18 protein-coding genes and 1 pseudogene are annotated in these 18830 nt (G+C 61.4%); 9 read left to right on the top strand and 10 right to left on the bottom strand.

Going from position 1 to position 18830, the window contains the following annotated elements; genetic code table 11:
- The 4 genes and pseudogenes from glyA to KGA81_RS12240 all read right to left on the bottom strand — a co-directional run.
- A pseudogene (gene glyA / locus KGA81_RS12255) lies at positions 1 to 157 on the bottom strand (serine hydroxymethyltransferase); the annotation flags it as partial.
- Positions 158 to 187: 30 nt separating this feature from the next.
- Positions 188 to 571: a glycine cleavage system protein GcvH gene (gene gcvH, locus KGA81_RS12250; RefSeq protein ID WP_223546039.1), complete on the bottom strand. Its 384-nt coding sequence runs from the start codon at positions 569 to 571 to the stop codon at positions 188 to 190.
- Positions 572 to 991: 420 nt separating this feature from the next.
- A complete protein-coding gene (locus KGA81_RS12245; protein WP_223546037.1) occupies positions 992 to 2500 on the bottom strand; it encodes a sigma-54-dependent transcriptional regulator in 1509 nt (502 codons plus the stop codon).
- Between the two features lie 68 nt (positions 2501 to 2568).
- Positions 2569 to 3483, bottom strand: coding sequence for a LysR family transcriptional regulator (locus KGA81_RS12240; RefSeq protein WP_223546035.1), 915 nt, complete (start codon positions 3481 to 3483; stop codon positions 2569 to 2571).
- A gap of 151 nt (positions 3484 to 3634) precedes the next feature.
- On the opposite strand from KGA81_RS12240, the gene speB reads away from it, so the two are divergent.
- From speB to KGA81_RS12215, 5 genes are all read left to right on the top strand, one after another.
- Positions 3635 to 4636: an agmatinase gene (speB, locus tag KGA81_RS12235; protein ID WP_008049320.1), complete on the top strand. Its 1002-nt coding sequence runs from the start codon at positions 3635 to 3637 to the stop codon at positions 4634 to 4636.
- A 54-nt stretch (positions 4637 to 4690) separates the two neighbouring features.
- Complete coding sequence (locus KGA81_RS12230) at positions 4691 to 6202, top strand: aldehyde dehydrogenase family protein (RefSeq protein ID WP_223546034.1); 1512 nt, start codon at positions 4691 to 4693, stop codon at positions 6200 to 6202.
- Positions 6203 to 6471: 269 nt separating this feature from the next.
- Positions 6472 to 8046 carry a purine-cytosine permease family protein gene (locus tag KGA81_RS12225; RefSeq protein ID WP_223546033.1) on the top strand — a complete coding sequence of 525 codons (1575 nt, stop codon included), beginning with the start codon at positions 6472 to 6474 and terminating at the stop codon, positions 8044 to 8046.
- Positions 8047 to 8078: 32 nt separating this feature from the next.
- Positions 8079 to 9767 carry a choline dehydrogenase gene (gene betA, locus KGA81_RS12220; RefSeq protein WP_223546065.1) on the top strand — a complete coding sequence of 563 codons (1689 nt, stop codon included), beginning with the start codon at positions 8079 to 8081 and terminating at the stop codon, positions 9765 to 9767.
- 211 nt (positions 9768 to 9978) lie between these two features.
- Positions 9979 to 10437, top strand: a complete 459-nt coding sequence (locus KGA81_RS12215; RefSeq protein WP_223546032.1) for a GNAT family N-acetyltransferase — start codon at positions 9979 to 9981, stop codon at positions 10435 to 10437.
- 1 nt (position 10438) lies between these two features.
- Here the strand turns inward: KGA81_RS12215 and KGA81_RS12210 are convergent, their stop codons facing one another.
- Positions 10439 to 10756, bottom strand: a complete 318-nt coding sequence (locus tag KGA81_RS12210) for an NIPSNAP family protein (protein WP_223546031.1) — start codon at positions 10754 to 10756, stop codon at positions 10439 to 10441.
- A gap of 230 nt (positions 10757 to 10986) precedes the next feature.
- On the opposite strand from KGA81_RS12210, the gene KGA81_RS12205 reads away from it, so the two are divergent.
- From KGA81_RS12205 to KGA81_RS12190, 4 genes are all read left to right on the top strand, one after another.
- Positions 10987 to 11649, top strand: a complete 663-nt coding sequence (locus KGA81_RS12205) for an ATPase (protein ID WP_223546030.1) — start codon at positions 10987 to 10989, stop codon at positions 11647 to 11649.
- 41 nt (positions 11650 to 11690) lie between these two features.
- Positions 11691 to 12029, top strand: a complete 339-nt coding sequence (locus KGA81_RS12200; RefSeq protein WP_223546029.1) for a hypothetical protein — start codon at positions 11691 to 11693, stop codon at positions 12027 to 12029.
- A 218-nt stretch (positions 12030 to 12247) separates the two neighbouring features.
- A complete protein-coding gene (locus KGA81_RS12195; RefSeq protein ID WP_223546028.1) occupies positions 12248 to 12649 on the top strand; it encodes a DUF1801 domain-containing protein in 402 nt (133 codons plus the stop codon).
- 162 nt (positions 12650 to 12811) lie between these two features.
- Entirely contained in the window at positions 12812 to 13201 is a 390-nt protein-coding gene (locus KGA81_RS12190) for a c-type cytochrome (RefSeq protein WP_223546027.1), read from the top strand.
- A gap of 247 nt (positions 13202 to 13448) precedes the next feature.
- Here KGA81_RS12190 and KGA81_RS12180 read toward each other — a convergent pair whose 3' ends face one another.
- The 5 genes from KGA81_RS12180 to KGA81_RS12160 form a co-directional block, all read right to left on the bottom strand.
- Positions 13449 to 13877 carry a nuclear transport factor 2 family protein gene (locus tag KGA81_RS12180; RefSeq protein ID WP_223546026.1) on the bottom strand — a complete coding sequence of 143 codons (429 nt, stop codon included), beginning with the start codon at positions 13875 to 13877 and terminating at the stop codon, positions 13449 to 13451.
- Positions 13878 to 13956: 79 nt separating this feature from the next.
- Complete coding sequence (locus KGA81_RS12175) at positions 13957 to 14247, bottom strand: hypothetical protein (protein WP_223546025.1); 291 nt, start codon at positions 14245 to 14247, stop codon at positions 13957 to 13959.
- An 82-nt stretch (positions 14248 to 14329) separates the two neighbouring features.
- On the bottom strand, positions 14330 to 15490 hold the full coding sequence (locus tag KGA81_RS12170; RefSeq protein WP_223546024.1) for an iron-containing alcohol dehydrogenase: 1161 nt from the start codon (positions 15488 to 15490) through the stop codon (positions 14330 to 14332).
- A gap of 3 nt (positions 15491 to 15493) precedes the next feature.
- Complete coding sequence (locus KGA81_RS12165; protein ID WP_223546023.1) at positions 15494 to 16885, bottom strand: aldehyde dehydrogenase family protein; 1392 nt, start codon at positions 16883 to 16885, stop codon at positions 15494 to 15496.
- 7 nt (positions 16886 to 16892) lie between these two features.
- Entirely contained in the window at positions 16893 to 18266 is a 1374-nt protein-coding gene (locus tag KGA81_RS12160; RefSeq protein ID WP_223546022.1) for a glutamine synthetase family protein, read from the bottom strand.
- Positions 18267 to 18830: the final 564 nt, after the last annotated feature.

Genomic DNA, 18830 nt, shown 5'->3' with positions numbered 1-18830 from the left:
TGGTCAGGCCGCTGCCTTGCGCTTGCATCACGCGCTTACTGGTGTAGTTCTCCGACGCGATCAGCTCGATGTGATCTTCCTGACGTTGCTCCTCGGCATTCATCGCCGCCAGCAGTGCATCGTCGTAGCCCTGGATCTGGTCGTGCTTGCTGAACATGGTGTGGTCCTCGTGTGGAAGGGTTGGGCTTCAAGCGTCGGCGTGCTCTGCGGTCAGGCGTTCGTAGGCGTCTTGATCGAGTAAATCGCTCAGCGCCAGGGCATCGACCGGTTTGAAGCGAAAGAACCAGCCTTCGCCCAATGGGTCTTCGTTGACCCGTTCCGGGGTGCTCTCCAGCGTGGCGTTCACCTCAACTACTTCACCGTCCAACGGCATGCCGATGCTGCTGGCGGCTTTCACCGATTCCAGCACCGACACTTCAGCGCCCGCATCGAAGGCGCCCAGTTCAGGCACCTGAACGAACACCACATCCCCCAGCGCCTGCTGGGCAAACGCGGTGATGCCGACGGTGATCAGGCCATTGCTCTCAAGGCGTAACCATTCGTGATCGACGGTAAAACGCAATTGGCTCATCTCAACTCCTTATTGTTTTAAGGCTCGTGGCGGGGCGACGAGCGGGGTTGCAGGAGTGATAGCAAGGGCGGTGCCAATGTTGATTAGTTGTTTTAAATCAACGGCTTGATGTGTTTGTATGAAGTGCGAAAGATTTCATTCGTATTGAAATCAATACAGACAAGCAGGGCTGTGGGCGCAGACGCTGTAAATGCGGGGTGGGAAAGGTTTTGTCTTGATTTCGCTACGCTGTATCGATTTGCAGACAAAGAATTCAACAGCAACACTGACCCCCCTGTGGGAGCGAGCTTGCTCGCGATGAGGGCGTGTCAGTCAATATCAATGTGTCTGTCATACGGCAATCGTCGGAACGCCGCCCGGAGCAAGCTCGCTCCCACAGGGGGAATGTAGTGTCGGTGAGAAAGTGTTCCGGCAGATCACTCAGGGCTTGGCGGGAATCCCGTATTTGCGCAAGCGAATCGCAATCGCGCTATGGGACGTCTGCAACCGCGCCGCCAGCAAACGGCTGGACGGATAGCTGCGATAAAGCTGTTCCAGCAGGTTCTTCTCAAAGTCGCCCACAGCCTCTTCCAGGCTGCCGACTTCGCCGTCGTTCTGCCGCTCCACCGCGGTGCGGGCGATGTCTAGGTCGTCGATGTCCACCAACGGGTTTTCGCAAATCGCCGCCGCGCGAAAGATCACGTTTTGCAGTTGCCGCACGTTGCCCGGCCAGCGGTTGCCGAGCAGGGCGCTGAAGGTGCTCGGTGCCAAACGACATGCCGGTCGCTGGATCTGCGCACAGGCCTGCTGCATGAAGTGATTGGCCATCAGCAGGATGTCGTGCCCGCGCTCGCGCAGCGGCGGCACTTGCAGGTTCAGCACGTTGAGGCGGTAGAACAGGTCCTCGCGAAACCGTCCTTCGGCGACCATTTTTTCCAGGTCACGGTGGGTGGCGCTGAGCACCCGCACATTGACCCGCACTTCCTTGTCGCCACCGACCCGGCGGAAGCAGCCATCGCTCAAAAAGCGCAGCAACTTGGCTTGCAGATAGGGCGACATTTCCCCCACTTCATCGAGGAATACCGTGCCCTGATCGGCCAGTTCCAGCAGGCCGAGCTTGCCGCCCCGTTGCGCGCCGGTGAAGGCACCGGGGGCGTAGCCGAACAGCTCGCTCTCGGCCAGGCTCTCCGGCAGCGCGGCGCAGTTCAGGGCCAGGAACGGCGCATCGTGCCGTGGGCTGATGGCATGGCAGGCACGGGCCACCAGTTCCTTGCCGGTGCCGGTTTCACCCTGGATCAGCAATGGCGCATCAAGGGCCGCCACCCGTTGCGCGCGGGCCTTGAGCGCGCGGATCGGCGGTGATTCGCCGAGCAGCGCATCGAAGCCTTCGGCATGGTCATGGTGCAGGGCCGACAGGCGTTCGCCGATGCGGTTGGGTTGGTACAGGGTGAGCAGGGCGCCGGCGTCAGTGATCGGCATCGCGTCGAGCAGCAAGGTCTGGCCGCCGAGACTGACCTCGTGCATCGGCAGGCGGAAATGCTGAGCGATCAGGGTGCGCTGCAATTGGGCATCGTCGAACAGCGTGGTCAGCGATTCACCGGCCGGTTCGCGCCCGCAGAGGGCGATCAGCGCCGGGTTGGCCAGCAGCACATGGCCGCGATCATCCACCGCCAGCACCGGGTCGGAACTGGCGGCCAGCAGGGCGTCCAGTTGCAGGCGCCGCCGCTGCCCCGGAAGGATGTCGACCAGGGTCACGGCCTGCACGCCGTGCACGCCGAAAAGCGCCTCGCGCAACTCTTCCAGCACCTCGGCACCGAGGGTCGGCGCATCGATGTAGACGTTCGGCGGCACCATCTCCACGGCGTCCAGGTTGAAACTGCGACCACCGAGCAGGGCCAGCACTTCCTGGGTGATGCCGACGCGGTCGATGAAGGTGACGTGGATGCGCATGACGGGCCTGCAAGGTTGGCGAACCGAATCAGTATGCCCGGCAAAATTTGGATTTGGCGAGCGTCACATCACGGCTGGCCGGTTTTACGGGCGCTGGCGGCAAGGTCCTCGAGGAACGCCTGGAGGATCGGTGGCGGTGCCGTGCCGCGTCGGGTGATCACGTCGAACGGCGATTTCAAACGCAGACTCCCGGGGGCCAACTGGTGCATCTCGCCGCTCTTGACCCACTGGGCGGCGAAGTGCTCCGGCAGAAAACCCAGATAGGCGCCGGAAATGATCAGGATCGCCGTGGCTTCGATGTTGTCCACGGTGGCGGCCGCCTTGCTCACGCCCAGGTGTTCGAGGTCGTATTGCTGCATGTAGCCGCGCACGACGATGCGCCCGGCAGCGACTTCTTCGAGCAGTTCCTCACCTTCGGCGTGGCTGCCATACAACGGGTGACGCCGCCCGCAATACAAGCCCAGCGCTTCCTGGTACAGCGGCGTTTGCAGTAACCCCGGCACATGGATCGGAAAGTGCCCGATGGCCAGGTGCAGGCGACCGTCGAGCACCCGTTCTTCGAGTTCCGCCGGGGTGCCGACGTACACGTTCAGGTGCACGTCATGCCCGCGGGAGACGAAGCGCTGGGTGGTGCGCGGAATCGGCGAGTCGGGGTCGGTGATCGTGGTGTCGATGATCCCCAGGTTGAGCTTGCCACTGATGTGCTGCTTGAGCACGTCGGCGTCCATGCAGAAGTTTTCCACCGCCGACAGCAGGCGCTGGGTGGCTTCATGAATCGCCACCCCTTGTTCGGTCAGGCGGAAGCCACTGCGCCCGCGCTGGCAGAGCTTTACCCCCAGGCGGGTTTCCAGATGGGTCATCTGTTCGCTGATGGTCGACTGCCCGGCATTGAGCGCCGCCTGCGCGGCCGAGAAGCCGCCGCAGCGGACGATCGTGGCGAACACCCTGAGCAGTTTCAGGTCGACATCGTGCAGCTGGATCATCTTGGACCTCCGGCCTGTGGATGCATCGGGAATACCGATATGAGTATCTGATGTTTAGCATTTTTTCCACGAAAACCTGCGCCCATAGTCTTTCCAACGGCGGTCGCCTTGCAGTCCGTCAAGCCGATAACAAGAAGTGGAGAGGCTAGAAATGTCGAACAACGGTTATGAATCCGGTCGCCTGAACCTGCCATTCGTGGGTCATTGCACCTTTGGCAAATCCCCGGTGTGCACCGATTGGGATGCCCTGGATGCCGACGTCGCGGTGCTCGGCGTGCCCAACGACATGGGCACCCAGTGGCGCTCCGGCGCACGCTTCGGACCACGCGGGATTCGCGAAGCATCGACGCTGTTTTCCTTCGGCCACGCCGGCGCCTACGACCACGAAGATGACGTGATGTACCTCACCGCATCGGATGTGCGCATGGTCGACGTCGGTGATGCCGACATCGTCCACACCGACATGGCCACCAGCAACAAGAACACCGAATACGCCGTGCGCAAGATCCTCGATGCCGGCGTGATGCCGGTGGTGCTCGGCGGCGATCACTCGGTGCACGCGCCAGTGATCAAGGCCTTCGAAGGCCGCGGCCCGATCCACATCATTCACTTCGATGCGCACCTGGATTTCGTCGACGAACGCCACGGCGTTCGCTACGGCCACGGCAACCCGCTGCGCCGCGCATCCGAAATGAACCACATTGTCGGCATGACCCAGATGGGCATCCGCAACGTGTCGTCGTCCAACCGCGACGACTACGAAGCGGCCCACGAAGCCGGCTCGAAAATCCTCTCGGTGCGTGACGTTCGCCGTCTTGGCGTCGAGGGCGTGCTGGCGCTGATCCCGCAGAACATCAACTACTACATCACCATCGACATCGACGGTTTCGACCCGTCCATCGCCCCCGGCACCGGCACCCCGAGCCATGGCGGCTTCCTCTACTACGAAGTGCTGGAAATCATCCAGGCCCTGGCCAAGCGCAGCAAAGGCAACATCGTCGGCATGGACCTGGTGGAGGTTGCACCGGTGTACGACCCGACCGGCATGACTTCGATCCTCGCCGCGCAACTGCTGCTCAACAGCATCGGCTTCATCTTCCACGAGCGGGGCAAGGTGCGGGCCGCCGCCGAGAGCGAAACCACTCCAGCCTGATCATCGAAACCACATAACCCGGCAGTGCCTGACTGCCGGGCAGAGAGAATAAAAATGGACACGATCGTCAAGAATTACCTGCAAAAATTCGGCGTCAGCGAAGCCACCCAGACCTTCCTCAGCAAGGTCCAGAAGATGTTCATCGGCGGCGCCTGGGTCGAAGCCAGCGACGGCCAGACTTCCGATGTGATCGAACCCTCGACCGAAGGCCTGATCACCCGCATTCCCATGGGCACTGCCGATGACCTGGACCGCGCTGTGCAAGCAGCCCGCGCGCAGTTCGACGGCGGCGCCTGGCGCCAGGCCAAACCGGCCGAGCGCGAGCGCATGATGCAGCGCCTGGCCGACCTGATCGAGCAGAACGCCGCTGAACTGGCGGAAATCGAATCCATCGACATGGGCAAGTCCGTGGCCTTCGCCAAGGACGTGGACATCCAGGGCACCGTCGATACCCTGCGTTACTTCGCCGGCTGGGCCACCAAGCTGCACGGGCGTACCGTCGAACCTTCGCTGCCGGGCAATTACCTGGCCTATACCCGCAAGGAAGCGGTCGGCGTGGTCGGCGCCATCGTGCCGTGGAACTTCCCGCTGCAAACCATGGCCTGGAAGCTCGGCGCGGCGCTGGCGACCGGTTGCACCGTGGTGGTCAAGCCCGCCGAGCTGACTTCGTTGTCGGCCCTGCGTTTCGCTGAGCTGGTGCAGGAAGCGGGCATTCCGGATGGCGTGATCAACATCGTCACCGGGCGCGGCAGCGTGGTCGGTGCGGCCATGGCCACCCACCCTGGCATCGACAAACTGACCTTCACCGGCTCGACCCCGGTCGGCCAGACTGTCGGCCGCGCAGCGCTGGATGACATGAAGCGCCTGACCCTCGAACTCGGTGGTAAATCGCCGGTCATCGTCTGTGCCGACGCCGACATCCCGGCCGCCGCCCAAGCGGTCGCCAACGGCGTGTTTTTCAACTCCGGGCAGGTATGCGACGCCGGTACACGGGCCTATATTCATAGCGGTGTCTACGACGAATTCCTGCGTGAGCTGATCGCCTACACGCGCACCCTGAAAATGGCTCCGGGCCTGGACCCGGACTGCTTCATTAGCCCGCTGGTCTCGGCCCTGCAAAAGCAGCGCGTGACCGAGTACATCGAAACCGGCAAGGCCGAAGGCGCCGAACTGGTCTACGGCGGCCAACCGGTCGAAGGCCCTGGCTTTTTCGTCGAGCCGACCATCTTCGCCAATTGCCGCAACGACATGCGCATTGTCCAGGAAGAGATCTTCGGCCCGGTGCTGGTCACCGCACCGTTCGACGATGAAGAAGAGGCACTGGCCCTGGCCAACGACTCGCCTTACGGCCTGGCGGCGGCGCTTTATTCCAACGACCTGGGCAAGGTGCACAGCCTGATACCACGTTTGAAGGCAGGCTCGGTCTACGTCAACGCCCACGGCACCCTCGATCCGTCGATGCCGTTCGGTGGCTACAAGCAGTCCGGATTCGGCAAGGACCTGGGCGCCGAGCAGCTCGACTACCTGCTCGAAACCAAGGCGGTGTGGATCACGCTGCCGGGCTGATGTTGATCAGATAAGACAAGGAACAATGCAATCCCTGTGGGAGCGAGCTTGCTCGCGATGACGGTTGCACATTCAACATGTGTGTTGCCTGACCCGCCCCCATCGCGAGCAAGCTCGCTCCCACAGGTTTTGCATCTTCCAATAAGGCATCTGCAACAACGCCAGGTAGGCACGGGTAACACTGGACCTGTGGCCCTTGCCACAGGGGAGTCGTTCACCCGAAAGAACGCGGTTATCTCGTCATGATCTTCCAACAATAAGAGTCCATCATGAACACTAACGCCAAGTCCGCCACGAGCGTGTCCAGCCTCGACGAAAAATCCGTCGTCGAGGGGCATTCCATTGACTTCATCCCCGAGAACGAGCGCACCGACAAACTGTCGAGCCAGGGCCCGTTCTGGTTCCTCGGCAATTTCACCTTCTTCACCATGACCATCGGCTTCGTTGGCCCAAGCGTCGGCCTGACCGCGCTCTGGACCACGCTTGCCGGTACGCTGGGCATCATGTTCGGCACGCTGTTCATGGCGTTTCACGGCTCCCAGGGCCCGCACCTTGGCCTGCCGCAGATGATCCAGTCCCGCGCGCAGTTCGGTTATCGCGGGGTGATCCTGGTGCTGCTCGCCACGCTGTTCGTGTTCGCCGGCTTCAACATCGTCAACCTGGTGCTGATGATGCAGGGGCTGCACACGCTGTTCGGGTTCAACCCGGCGGTGATCGCGGTGGCGGTGACCATCCCGGCGGCGGTGCTGGCGATTCTCGGCCATGACTGGATGCACCGCAGCTTCAAATGGGCGTTGTACCTGTCGTTGCCGCTGTATGGCCTGGTGACCGTGGCCGTGGTGATGGGCTGGGTGCCGGATGCAGTGCTGCCGGCACTCGCCGAGGGCGAAGTGGCCCGGGAGCCGCTGGGTTTCAACTGGACCGGTTTCATCGCGCAGTTTGCGGCGGCCGCCAGCTACAACATCGCCTATGCGCCTTATGTGTCGGACTACTCGCGCTACCTGCCGAAAAACACCTCCAGCGGCAAGCTGATCGCCGTGGTGTTCCTCGGGGCCTCGCTGTCCGGTGCGTGGATGATTTCCGTGGGCGGCTGGCTGGCCGATCACCTGCACTCCACTGATGTGCTGGTGGCCCTGGGGCAAGTCGGCAACACCGTGTCGCCGCTGGTGGGCACAGCGGTGGTGGTGGTCACCATCCTGGCGTTCCTGCCGGTGATCGCGATGAACATCTACAGCGCAAAGCTGACCACGCTGACCTGCGTCGACTCGATCAAGCACATCGAACCGACCCGCAAGGCACGCATCCTGGCCATCGGTTTCGTGATCCTGCTGCAATTGGGCGTGGCCCTGAGCATCCAGAGTTCCGGCAAAGGCCTGTCGGTACTGGGGATCTACCTGGTGGTGATGCTGTACTTCCTGGTGCCCTGGACCTCGGTCAACCTCACTGACTACTTCTTTGTGCGCAGGGGCCGCTATGCCATCCCGCACTTCTTCATGCCCCACGGCAACATCTACGGCAGCTGGGGGCTGCGCGGCATCGCCGCCTATGCCATCGGTTTTGTCTCGATGATCCCGTTCTTCTACATCTTCGACGGCGTTGAACAGCGCGAAGTGTATGTCGGCCCGCTCGCCAAGGCGCTGGGCAGCATCGACATCGCCTGGCTGGTCGGGTTGATCGTATCTGGCCTGGCGTACTACTGGCTGAGCCGCTCGATCGATCTGAAACGCGAAGAAGCGGTGATCCAGCAGATCGAGAAAAACTCCCCGCAATACACCACCGGCGACACGCTGACCCACAAACAGCAGCCACCGCGGGTATTCACTGAATCGACGGTCGGGAGATAGTCATGACCACGCAAAGAATGACCACGCAAAAAATGGCTACGCAAAAATACGACTACATCATCATTGGCGCAGGCTCGGCGGGTTGTGTGTTGGCCAACCGGCTGAGCGAAGACCCGGCCACCTCGGTGCTGGTCCTGGAATTCGGCGGCAGCGACAAGAGCGTAGTGATCCAGATGCCCAGTGCCTTCTCGATCCCGATGAACACCAAGAAATACAACTGGCGCTACGAGACCGAGCCAGAGACCCACCTCAACGGCCGGCGCATTCACTGCCCACGGGGCAAGGTGCTGGGCGGATCGTCGTCGATCAACGGCCTGGTGTACATCCGTGGCCACGCGCTGGACTTTGACGAGTGGGAGTCCCTGGGTGCCGAAGGCTGGGGCTATCGCAACTGCCTGCCGTACTTCAAGCGTGCCGAAAGCTACGAGTCGGGCGGTGACAGCTATCGCGGGCAGACCGGGCCGCTGCACACCACCAACGGCAACCACATGAAAAACCCGCTGTACGGCGCCTGGGTCGAAGCCGGCGCGGAGGCGGGCTACATCAAGACCGAAGACTGCAACGGCTACATGCAGGAAGGTTTCGGTGCCATGCACATGACCGTGAAGAACGGTGTGCGTTGCTCCACCGCCAATGCCTATCTGCGCCCGGCCATGGGCCGTCCGAACCTGACGGTGATCACCCATGCGATGACCCGCCAGATCATCCTCGAAGGCAAGCGGGCGGTGGGGGTCATGTATGACCACGGTGGCCAGACCCACCAGGTGTATTGCAACCGCGAAGTGCTGATTTCGTCCGGCCCGATCGGCTCGCCGCACCTGCTGCAACGCTCCGGCATCGGCCCGGCGGACGTCCTGCGCAAGGCCGGGATCGGCGTTCGCCACGACCTGCCAGGAGTGGGGGAGAACCTGCAGGATCACGCCGAGGTGTACATCCAGTTCGGCTGCAAGGAACCGGTGACCCTCAACAGCAAGATGGACCCATTGAGCAAGCTGATGATCGGTCTGCGCTGGCTACTGTTCAAGGACGGCCTGGGCGCCACCAACCATTTCGAGGCCGGTGGATTCATCCGCTCGGAGAAGGGCCTGCGCTGGCCGGACATCCAGTTCCACTTCCTGCCGGCGGCGATGCGCTACGACGGCAACAAGCCGATCAAGGGCCATGGCTTCATGGTGCTGACCGGGCCGAACAAGCCGAAAAGTCGTGGTTATGTCCGGGTTCGCTCGACTGATCCGTACGAGCATCCGGAAATCCGCTTCAACTACCTGGAGCGCGAAGAGGACCGCGAGGGCTTCCGCCGCTGCATTCGCCTGACCCGCGAGATCATCGGCCAGAAAGCCATGGACCGTTTCCGCGACGGCGAAATCGCCCCGGGTGCGCAGGTGACCAGCGATGAAGACCTCGACGCCTTTGTGCGCGACAACCTGGAAAGCACCTACCATCCCTGCGGTTCGTGCCGCATGGGCGAGGACGACATGGCGGTGGTCGATTCCGAACTGCGCGTGCGCGGCATCGCCGGTCTGCGGGTGATCGATTCGTCGGTGTTCCCGACCGAGCCGAACGGCAACCTCAATGCGCCGACCATCATGCTCGCCGAGCGGGCGTCGGATCTGGTGCGTGGCGCACAGATGTTGCCGTCAGCGGATGTGCCGGTGGGTCTGGTCGAAGGCTGGGAAAACAGCCAGCGGACCTCCTTGCCAGGGCGTAACGTGCGGGTCTGACCACAATCCGCGATCCAATGTGGAAATCTAATGTGGGAGCGAGCTTGCTCGCGATTGCGGTGGATCAGTCGGCTTCAATGTTGAATGAAATACCGCTATCGCGAGCAAGCTCGCTCCCACAGGAGTCTCGGTGCTTTCAGGAAAATAGTGCGTCGCTGTTGCCTCGCCATTGCTAGTCTGTAACTCCCTGAGACCACAATGGAGCACCCTCATGGCTATTCAGGCCCTGCGCGCCGACGCCTCGCACATCGACCAGATCGCCCCCTTGTTTGACGCCTACCGGATGTTCTACCAGCAGCCGTCGGACCTTTCGCAATCGCGCGCCTTCATCGCCGAGCGACTCGCCCGGGATGAATCGGTGATTTTTCTTGCCCGGGACAGCGACGGTGAAAACCTTGGCTTCGTCCAGTTGTTCCCGACTTTTTCCTCTATCGGCGCCCATCGCACCTGGCTGCTTGGTGATCTGTTCACCACGCCCGCCGCCCGGGGCAAAGGCGTCGGTACTTTGCTGATGAACACCGCCCGGGATTTTGCGAAGCTGGCCGGCGGCAAAGGCATGACCCTGGAAACCGCCACCGACAACTTCACCGCCCAACGCCTGTATGAGTCCCTGGGCTGGGTGCGCGACCCCGGTTACTACACCTACTGCCTGGATCTGAAAAAAGACTGACTCAGCGATCCTGCTCGCCAAACACCGGCCGCATGAATGAACGCTCGTAGCTGAGGATGAACTTCCTCTCTTCGGCGTACTTGAACGCCGCGATGCACTCCGGATCGCTCATCGATTGCTGCCGGTAATGTTCGTACGCTGCCAGGCTCGGAAAGGTGAACAGCGCCAGGGCTATATTGTTGGCGCCTTCCGAAGGCAAAAAGTAGCCGTGGTGCTGGCCGCCGAATTTTTCTACCAGGGGTATCCACAACTTGCCGTAGTGCTCGAATGCGTCGAGCTGGTAGGGGTCGAGTACGTATTTCAGGTAGCAAGTCACCATTGTTTCGTTCCTTGATCAGGTTTTGAGAGCAGTTGCCACTGTAGTCAACCGTGGGCGCCCGGCACAGACGCTTGTTCGACATTGACCGGTAAGTTTACGCCAGAGGCATGCACTGGCGCCCCCACACTATCGGTTCAGTCAATAGTCACCATCAAGAATCGCAAGTTCTGTTTTTTGCGCAAAGGCGGAAAATCGCCTGCATTGAACACGCTGCTCAAGGAACCTGCGCGATGAAAATCTTGACCCGACTGGCTGTGATTGCCCTGTTGCTGGGCAGTGTTGCATCCACCGCATCGGCCTACGCCGAGGACGCACGCGCCTGCCATCTGCCGCCCATCACCGGAAGCCAGGGCGGGTTGCAATACGGGCAGACGGTCGGAGTGCTCTACAGCGAGAACACCGTGGAAAACCTGCAATACCTTGAGCAATACCACTCGGTGGCCGTGAATGGCGCGAAAAACGCACTGGATGCGCGGATTCGCCAGGCGTTCGTCAACAGCTCCGATCCGGACCTGGCCATCGACTGGCTGATGACTTCGTTGCACCACACCTTTGTGTCGGTGACGGTCTACGACAACCTCGATGCCCTGGTGCAGGCCCATCCGGATGTGGTGGTGATGCTCGATACCCACAACCAGTTGCTGACCCAGCGTAACGATCGGGTCGAGGCACGATTCGCCGCGCGGTTCTACGACGCCAACCTGCAGTACATCGGCAAGGCCGAAGGCGCGGTGGAAAAACAACTGCCGTCGGTGTGGGTGCATGACAAGACCGCCCCCGAGATTGCCGCGCAAATCGAACGGCAACGCGACCTGCAACTGACCGCGCTGAAACAGTTCGATGCGTCGTTGAAGGCGCTGGTAACAGCCGGATTGACCGCAGCAACCAATTAATCAGCCCGATCCATCGTCGATTTCTTTTCAGGACCTGATTCATGCGCACTTTTTTTGCCCCGACCCTGGCCTTCGCCTCACTGCTGCTGGCCGGTTGTGCCACACCAAACGATCCTACGCTGACCTTGCAGACCAGCAAGTCGCCCGAGGAGTACACCCATTGCGTGGTGCCGAAGTTGCAGCACGATGCGCTGGCGCCCACGGTGTCGCAGACCCAGCGCAGCTACCGGATCGTCGTATCGAGCAAAGTGGCGGCGGACAACGTGCTGGAAACCTACAAGGCCTCGAACGGCGGCAAGGTGTTCCTGTACGAGCGCAAGCTGCTGGCCTCGGCGTTCGTGCCGTCGACGTTCGAGCGAGTGGCGCAGGAATGTCTGTAAGCGCCATTTCAGGCAAAAAAAAGCTGCCGGGAGTGGCAGCAGAAAGTTAAAGCACGCATTGAATGGCTTGAGTATGGCGCCCGGTTCATGACGATTCGATGACAGGCAAGCAATTGTGTTGAGCCTTGGGGTGCCATCAGTCAGCGGCGCTCGGAAAAATCTTCGAACACTGTCTACCCTCATCGGTCACAACCATCATGATGAGGGTGCAGACAGTGATGAAAACGGACAAGGTGGACTCAAACCAAGCCTCGATGCTGATTGACGAGCGAATCCGCGAACTGGCTGACTGGCGCGGTGAAACCCTGGCCCACATCTGCCAGATCATCCGCCAGGCCGATCCTGAAGTGATTGAAGAGTGGAAGTGGCGCGGCGTGCCGGTGTGGTCCCATGCCGGCATCATCTGCACCGGCGAGACCTATAAGCAGGTGGTGAAGATGACCTTCGCCAAGGGCGCTTCACTGGACGATCCGTCGAAGCTGTTCAACTCAAGTCTTGAAGGCAATACCCGGCGTGCCATCGATATTCGCGAGGGCGAGCAGATCGATGAAAAGGCACTGACAGCGTTGATTCAGGCGGCTGTTGCGCTCAATGCCTCGCGCAGCAAGTCAAAAAAATAAGCCACTGCACAGAACCCCTGTAGGAGCTGGCTTGCCAGCGATGGCGTCCTTAATGCACCGCTTTACTTGAAGGCCTCTTCGCTGGCAAGCCAGCTCCTACAAGAATGCACACGGCTGGCGGACATGTTCCAATAGCGAGCAATCGCAGACTGGAAACGGAACATGAAGAAAATCGCCGCACTGACTTTCGCTTCGCTACTCACCACAGGCCTGTTCAGCACACCATCCCTTGCGGCCGGCGATGTACAAGCCGGGGAAAAGCTGTTCAAGCGCCTCTGCAGCGGCTGCCATCAGATCGGCGAGTCGGCCCGTGCGTCCTTCGGCCCGCAACTCAATGGCGTGATCGGTCGTCAATCTGCCGTCACCACCGACTACGTGTATTCCGATGCGATGAAATCCGCCAACCTGGTCTGGAACCGCGAAACCCTGATCGCCTACCTCGAAGCGCCGAAAAAGGTCGTCCCCGGCACCCGCATGATTTTCTGGGGCCTGAGCGATCCGGAAAAAATCGAAGACCTGCTTGCCTACCTGCAAACCTTCCCGGCGGAATAATTCTACCCGGAGTGCAAGGTGGTGCAGCTCGACATCGACGCGATCTCCGCGGGCGGGGGCGGGATTCGCTGCGTGACCAGTCACCAGCCGATGGTCCAACGGTTCGCCCCCGATTTCAGGCTAAACACAAAACCTGTGGGAGCGAGCTTGCTCGCGATAGCGGTGGATCAGTGAACAAGACGTTGGCTGACATTCCCTCATCGCGAGCAAGCTCGCTCCCACAGGGATTTTGGGTGAGTCAGATAAATCAGCCCTTGCTGGCCTTCAGATAAACCCCCAACCGCCGCCCCATTTCCTCACCCAACGCCTGCAAGCCACTCAGCGGCCGCACCATCACTTCAAACTCGACAATCTTGCCCTGTTCGTTGAAGCGGATCATGTCGATGCCCTTGAGCTCTCTCTCGCCGACCCTGGCGCTGAATTCGAGACTCACGTTCAAGCCATCCGCCGTCGCCAGTTCGCGGTGATAGGCAAAATCCTCGAATACGTTCATGACTGTGTTGAGGATCATCGACACCACCGGCGCCCCGGGATATGGCGTGTGTGCCATCGGCGAACGGAACACCGCCTGCGGATCGAGCAATTCAGGCAAGCCGCTCAAGTCGCGGTTGCCGATCATCCCGTGCCACTGCTTCAGGGACGCTGCGACATGGGGGTTCAGGTTCAGCTCAGACATCTTCAACTCCTGTTTTTATTGTTGTGGTGCCGGCTTGTGTATCACAAGTGCGGCCGTGGAACGACAGGTTGCGCAGGTTTCAGGCCAGCAGCCGTTCAATCTGTGCCAGTTCCCAGGTACTGAGCAAATTCACCGGGTCGGTGCCAAAGCGTTGCCTATTGTCGAACACATATTCACGGCCATCGGGGCTTTGGCCATGCAGGCAGTGGCGCAAGTGGCCGGCGTCTACTTCCAGCGTCAGGCCCCAGCCATCGATGTCGACCCGTACATGGCTGGACTCGCCAGCGTCGTCGACTCGCTTGAAGGTGCAAATGCCTTGGGCGGCGTCACGCAACAGCTGGTAAACCTCGCGGGCGGTGAGGGTGGGCACAGGTATCTCCGGGGTGAAATCGGGGAGGCACAGGATAATTGATCTGCGTGCAAAAAAGCCCGGCTTGGGCGAGTCCATTGAATTACAGGCGGCCGTGAAAGGCCGCGTCGAAAATCTTTGCCACGCCGTCCCGGGTCAATGGCAGCGGGTTGCCGCCGGCGGAAGGGTCGACAATCGCCATGTCCGCGATCAGGTCGGCCTGCCGGTCATCCACACCCAGTTCCACCAGGGTATGGGGCACACCGATGTCCTTGCGCAGCTTGAGCACGAAGGCCATGAAACTGTCGAATCCGGGGGAGGGCAGGCGCAGGTATGCCGCCAGGCGGGTGATGCGCTCTTCGATGGCGGAGCGATTGAACTGCAGGACATAGGGCATGAAGGTGGCATTGGTCATGCCGTGATGGGTGTCGTACAGCGCGCCCACCGGATGCGAGAGTGCATGCATCCCGCCCAGGCCTTTCTGGAATGCCGTGGCGCCCATCGCCGCCGCCGCGAGCATTTGCGCGCGCGCCTCGAGGTCCGACGGCATGTGTACCGCCTTCACCAGCGAATTGGCCACCAGGCGCATGCCTTCCACGGCAATGCCGTCGGCCAGGGGGTGAAAACCGGGGGCGCAGTACGCTTCCAGGCAATGGGATAATGCGTCCATGCCAGTGCCGGCGGTGACCTTGGCGGGCATGCCGACGGTAAGGGCCGGGTCGCTGATCACCACGCGCGGCATCATTTTCGGGTGGAAGATGATGCGTTTGGTGTGGGTGCGCTCGTCGATGATCACCGCCGCACGACCGACTTCGGAACCGGTTCCCGCCGTGGTCGGCACGGCAATGACCGGGGCGATGCGGCTGTCGTCGGCGCGGGTCCAGTAGTCGCCGATATCTTCGAAATCCCAGACCGGGCGGGTCTGGCCGCTCATGAAGGCAATCAGCTTGCCCATGTCCAGGCCACTGCCGCCGCCGAACGCGATCACGCCGTCGTGCTGGCCGGCACGCCAGGCGTCGAGCCCGCCGGCCAGGTTGGCTTCCACCGGGTTGGGCTTGAGGTCGCAAAACAGCGCGACACCGAGACCGGCGGCGCGCAACGCGTCCAGCGCCGCCGTGGTGATCGGCGCGCGCGCCAGGCCGCTGTCGGTCACCAGCAAGGGGCGCTCGATACCCTGGCTGCGACAGACGTCGGCCAGCTCAGCGATGCGCCCGACACCGAACCGAACGCTCGTGGGGTAGCTCCAGTTTCCTGTCAGGTTCATCGTCTACACCTCGTGACGCAAATGAAAGGATTTGGCCCGGGTCAGGTGCTCGTAGCCCAGTGGCGACAGGGTGACGCCGCGCCCGCTGTTTTTTACGCCGGTCCAGGCCAGAGCCGGGTCCAGGTAATCGCAGCGGTTCATGAAAACCGTGCCGGTGGCGATCTCGTTGCCCAGGCGTTCGGCCGTCGCGAGGTCCTGGGTCCAGATGGAAGCGCTGAGCCCGAACTCACTGTCGTTCATCAAGGCGATGGCTTCTTCATCGCTGGCCACCGGCATGATGCCGACCACCGGGCCAAAGCTTTCGTCGCGCATGACCGACATTTGATGGCTGACATCGACCAGGACCTGCGGCGCGAGGTAGGCGCTGCCCGGTACGTCGGCGGCAAATGCCTGCGAATCGATCAGCGCCGTCGCGCCCTGGGCCAGTGCTTCGGCGATCTGGCCACGAACGAAGAAGGCGGCGCCCGGTGTCACCAGCGGGCCGAGGGTGGTGGCTTCGTCCAGCGGGTTGCCCAGTACGTACTGGCGGGTCAATTCGGTGAAGCGCTCGACAAACACCGGGAAAATTTTCTGGTCGACATAAATGCGTTCCACGGCACAGCAACTCTGCCCTGAATTGAAGAAGCTGCCGTCCACCAGATTTTCCACCGCCTGTTCAAGGTTGGCGTCTGCCCGGACATAGGCCGGGTCTTTTCCGCCGAGCTCCAGGCCCATGCCGATAAATTGTCCGCTGGCGACGCTTTCCATGACCTTGCCAGCCTCCACGGAACCGGTGAAGTTCACTTGCTGCACGCGCCCGCCAGCAATGATCGCCCCGGTCGACACATGGTTGAGCAGTAGATTCTGGAACAGCCCTTCGGGCAGTTTGGCGCGACGCATGGCCTCGGCGAAACGCTCGCCCACCAGCAGGGTTTGCGACGCGTGCTTGAGGATCACGCTGTTGCCGGCCATCAGCGCCGGGATGATCGTGTTCACTGCTGTCAGATAGGGGTAGTTCCACGGGGCGACCACCAGCACCGTGCCCAGCGGCTCGCGTTTGATGTAGCGTCGAAAACCCGCCTTGGGTGCAGGCTCTACAGCGGCCAGGGCCTGTGGAGCGATGGCGATCATGTGTCGGGCGCGTTCGGCAAAACCGCGCAGCTCGCTGGCGCCGTAACGCACCGGGCGACCCATCTGCCAGGCCAGCTCCGGCACGATGTCCGCCTGCATCGACAGCATCGCATCCACCGCGGCACTGCAATAGGCCGCACGCTCGCTCAGTGAGCGGCGTTGCCATGACGCCTGTGCATTGGTAGCGGCCGTCAGTGCCTGCTCGATCTGCTGCGCATCGGCCACCTCGCGTTCGACGTACACCCGGCCATCGACCGGGGAGATCAGTTGTACCTTCTCAGTCATGATGTTCTCAATAGCGCTCGAAACCGCGCTGCAATTCCCAGTCGGTGATTCGCCGGTCGTACTCCTTCTGCTCCCACTCGGCGGTATGCACGTAATGGTCGACCACCTCATCGCCGAACGCCTCGCGCAACATACTGGAGGTTTTGAGTGCGGCGCTCGCCTCGCGCAGGGTCTTGGATACTTCTGGCAAATGCTCGTCGAGGTAGGCATCGCCTTCGAACGGCGGCGCCAGATCGAGCTTCTCGTCGATACCCGCCAAACCTGCCGCGATCAACGCGGCGAAGGCCAGATAGGGGTTGAGATCGGCACCACCGATACGGCATTCGATGCGGATGGACTCGCTGCCCTCGGCACACAGGCGAAAGCCGGCGGTGCGATTGTCGCGGCTCCACACCGCTCGCGTCGGCGCAAAGGTGCCAGCCTGGAAGCGCTTGTAGGAGTTGATATAGGGCGCGAGAAAACAGGTGATGTCGTTGGCGTACTTGAGTTGCCCGGCGACCCAGGCCCGCATCAGTTTCGACATGCCGAACTCGGCTTTCGTGTCGAAGAACAGCGGTTTTTTGGCGTTCTTGTCCCACAACGAATTATGGATGTGACTGCTGGAGCCGGCGGCGTCGTAGCGCCACTTGGCCATGAAGGTGATCGCCTTGCCCTGCAACTGCGCGATCTCCTTGCAGGCGTGCTTGATGATGACGTGGTGGTCGGCCATGGTCATGGCATCGGCGTAGCGAATGTTGATCTCTTCCTGCCCCGGGCCCCATTCACCCTTGGAGTTTTCCACGGGTATGCCCGAGGCCTGCAAATGCTTGCGAATCGCCCGCAGCACCGGCTCTTCGCGGGTGGTCTGCAGGATGTTGTAGTCCTCGATGTAATGGCCGGCGGTTTTCGGTTTGTGATAGTTGCGCTTGTGGATCGCCTCGTAACTCTCATCGAACAGATAGAACTCGAGTTCCGAGGCAAACATGCCGGTATAGCCGCGCTCGCGCAGGCGCTCGACCTGCTTTTTCAGAATCGCCCGCGGGCTGTGGGGCAGGTCCTGGCGATGGTGGTGATCGAGCACGTCACACAGCACCAGCGCCGTGCATTCCAGCCAGGGCACGCGCCGCAGGGTGGACATGTCGGGCTTGAGCACGAAATCGCCGTAGCCCTTGCTCCAACTGGCCGCGGCGTAACCCGGCACCGGCTCCATGTCGATGTCATCGGCCAGCAGGTAGTTGCAGCAGTGGGTTTCTTCGTGGCCGCTGTCGATGAAAAACTCGACCTGGAAGCGCTTGCCGACCAGGCGTCCCTGCATGTCGACCATGCAGACCAGCACGGTATCGATTTCGCCGGCAGCCGCGGCGCGCTTGAGTGCATCAAAGCTGAGGAGGGGCTCGGTCATCACGGCAATCCTGCGTGAAAGGTTGGGGCCTGTCTGGGATAGCTGTTGCAGACGCTCTCCAGAAAAACCCAAAACCTGCAGAACCGAGCATCATGAGCAACGAGTTGCTCAAAGCTTAGCCTACGCTGTAGGAGCTGGCTTGCCAGCGAAAGCGGCCTGCCAGCCAACCAATCTCTTGCAGGCATACGCCGATCCACTGTAGGAGCAAGCTCGCTCCCACAGGGAAAATGAAGTGTTCTGACAGCCCTGTTTAAAAGCCGTCAGCTTCTATTCCCGAAAGCCACACCGCCTTGCGTCGTTGCCTACAACTACGCCAGAATCCGCCGGCTTGTGAGTCTTGGCCCTGATCTCTAACGTTCTCCACGTCGCTGCCCATGCAGCGATCGGGTTTAGCAGCTCGGTAAATTTCAAGGCTCGCCAGTGTCATCTTCAGATCGGTCCGATCTGCAATTTGGTGGCTGTGCGTGGGGCACTTCGGTGCGCCGGGTTCCTTGATCCCTGGTCTGCTAACCCGCGTACAGCCGCCACCCGACTCGTTTAGCAGCGACCTGCGGCGGCTCCATT

The organism is Pseudomonas sp. A-B-19, from assembly GCF_019947515.1.
GTDB lineage: Bacteria > Pseudomonadota > Gammaproteobacteria > Pseudomonadales > Pseudomonadaceae > Aquipseudomonas.
Note: the sequence above shows the minus strand (reverse complement) of the source record. Positions and strands in the feature narration are given on the sequence as shown.

Excerpts from the sequence above, each read along its gene's own strand:
- KGA81_RS12205 (WP_223546030.1), top strand. The coding sequence starts at position 10,987 with ATGAAAATCTTGACCCGACTGGCTGTGATTGCCCTGTTGCTGGGCAGT.
- KGA81_RS12240 (WP_223546035.1), bottom strand. The coding sequence starts at position 3,483 with ATGATCCAGCTGCACGATGTCGACCTGAAACTGCTCAGGGTGTTCGCC.
- gcvH (WP_223546039.1), bottom strand. The coding sequence starts at position 571 with ATGAGCCAATTGCGTTTTACCGTCGATCACGAATGGTTACGCCTTGAG.
- KGA81_RS12170 (WP_223546024.1), bottom strand. The coding sequence starts at position 15,490 with ATGAACCTGACAGGAAACTGGAGCTACCCCACGAGCGTTCGGTTCGGT.
- speB (WP_008049320.1), top strand. The coding sequence starts at position 3,635 with ATGTCGAACAACGGTTATGAATCCGGTCGCCTGAACCTGCCATTCGTG.
- KGA81_RS12230 (WP_223546034.1), top strand. The coding sequence starts at position 4,691 with ATGGACACGATCGTCAAGAATTACCTGCAAAAATTCGGCGTCAGCGAA.
- KGA81_RS12245 (WP_223546037.1), bottom strand. The coding sequence starts at position 2,500 with ATGCGCATCCACGTCACCTTCATCGACCGCGTCGGCATCACCCAGGAA.
- KGA81_RS12210 (WP_223546031.1), bottom strand. The coding sequence starts at position 10,756 with ATGGTGACTTGCTACCTGAAATACGTACTCGACCCCTACCAGCTCGAC.
- betA (WP_223546065.1), top strand. The coding sequence starts at position 8,079 with ATGGCTACGCAAAAATACGACTACATCATCATTGGCGCAGGCTCGGCG.
- KGA81_RS12215 (WP_223546032.1), top strand. The coding sequence starts at position 9,979 with ATGGCTATTCAGGCCCTGCGCGCCGACGCCTCGCACATCGACCAGATC.
- KGA81_RS12180 (WP_223546026.1), bottom strand. The coding sequence starts at position 13,877 with ATGTCTGAGCTGAACCTGAACCCCCATGTCGCAGCGTCCCTGAAGCAG.
- KGA81_RS12200 (WP_223546029.1), top strand. The coding sequence starts at position 11,691 with ATGCGCACTTTTTTTGCCCCGACCCTGGCCTTCGCCTCACTGCTGCTG.
- KGA81_RS12195 (WP_223546028.1), top strand. The coding sequence starts at position 12,248 with ATGAAAACGGACAAGGTGGACTCAAACCAAGCCTCGATGCTGATTGAC.
- KGA81_RS12165 (WP_223546023.1), bottom strand. The coding sequence starts at position 16,885 with ATGACTGAGAAGGTACAACTGATCTCCCCGGTCGATGGCCGGGTGTAC.
- KGA81_RS12160 (WP_223546022.1), bottom strand. The coding sequence starts at position 18,266 with ATGACCGAGCCCCTCCTCAGCTTTGATGCACTCAAGCGCGCCGCGGCT.
- KGA81_RS12190 (WP_223546027.1), top strand. The coding sequence starts at position 12,812 with ATGAAGAAAATCGCCGCACTGACTTTCGCTTCGCTACTCACCACAGGC.
- KGA81_RS12225 (WP_223546033.1), top strand. The coding sequence starts at position 6,472 with ATGAACACTAACGCCAAGTCCGCCACGAGCGTGTCCAGCCTCGACGAA.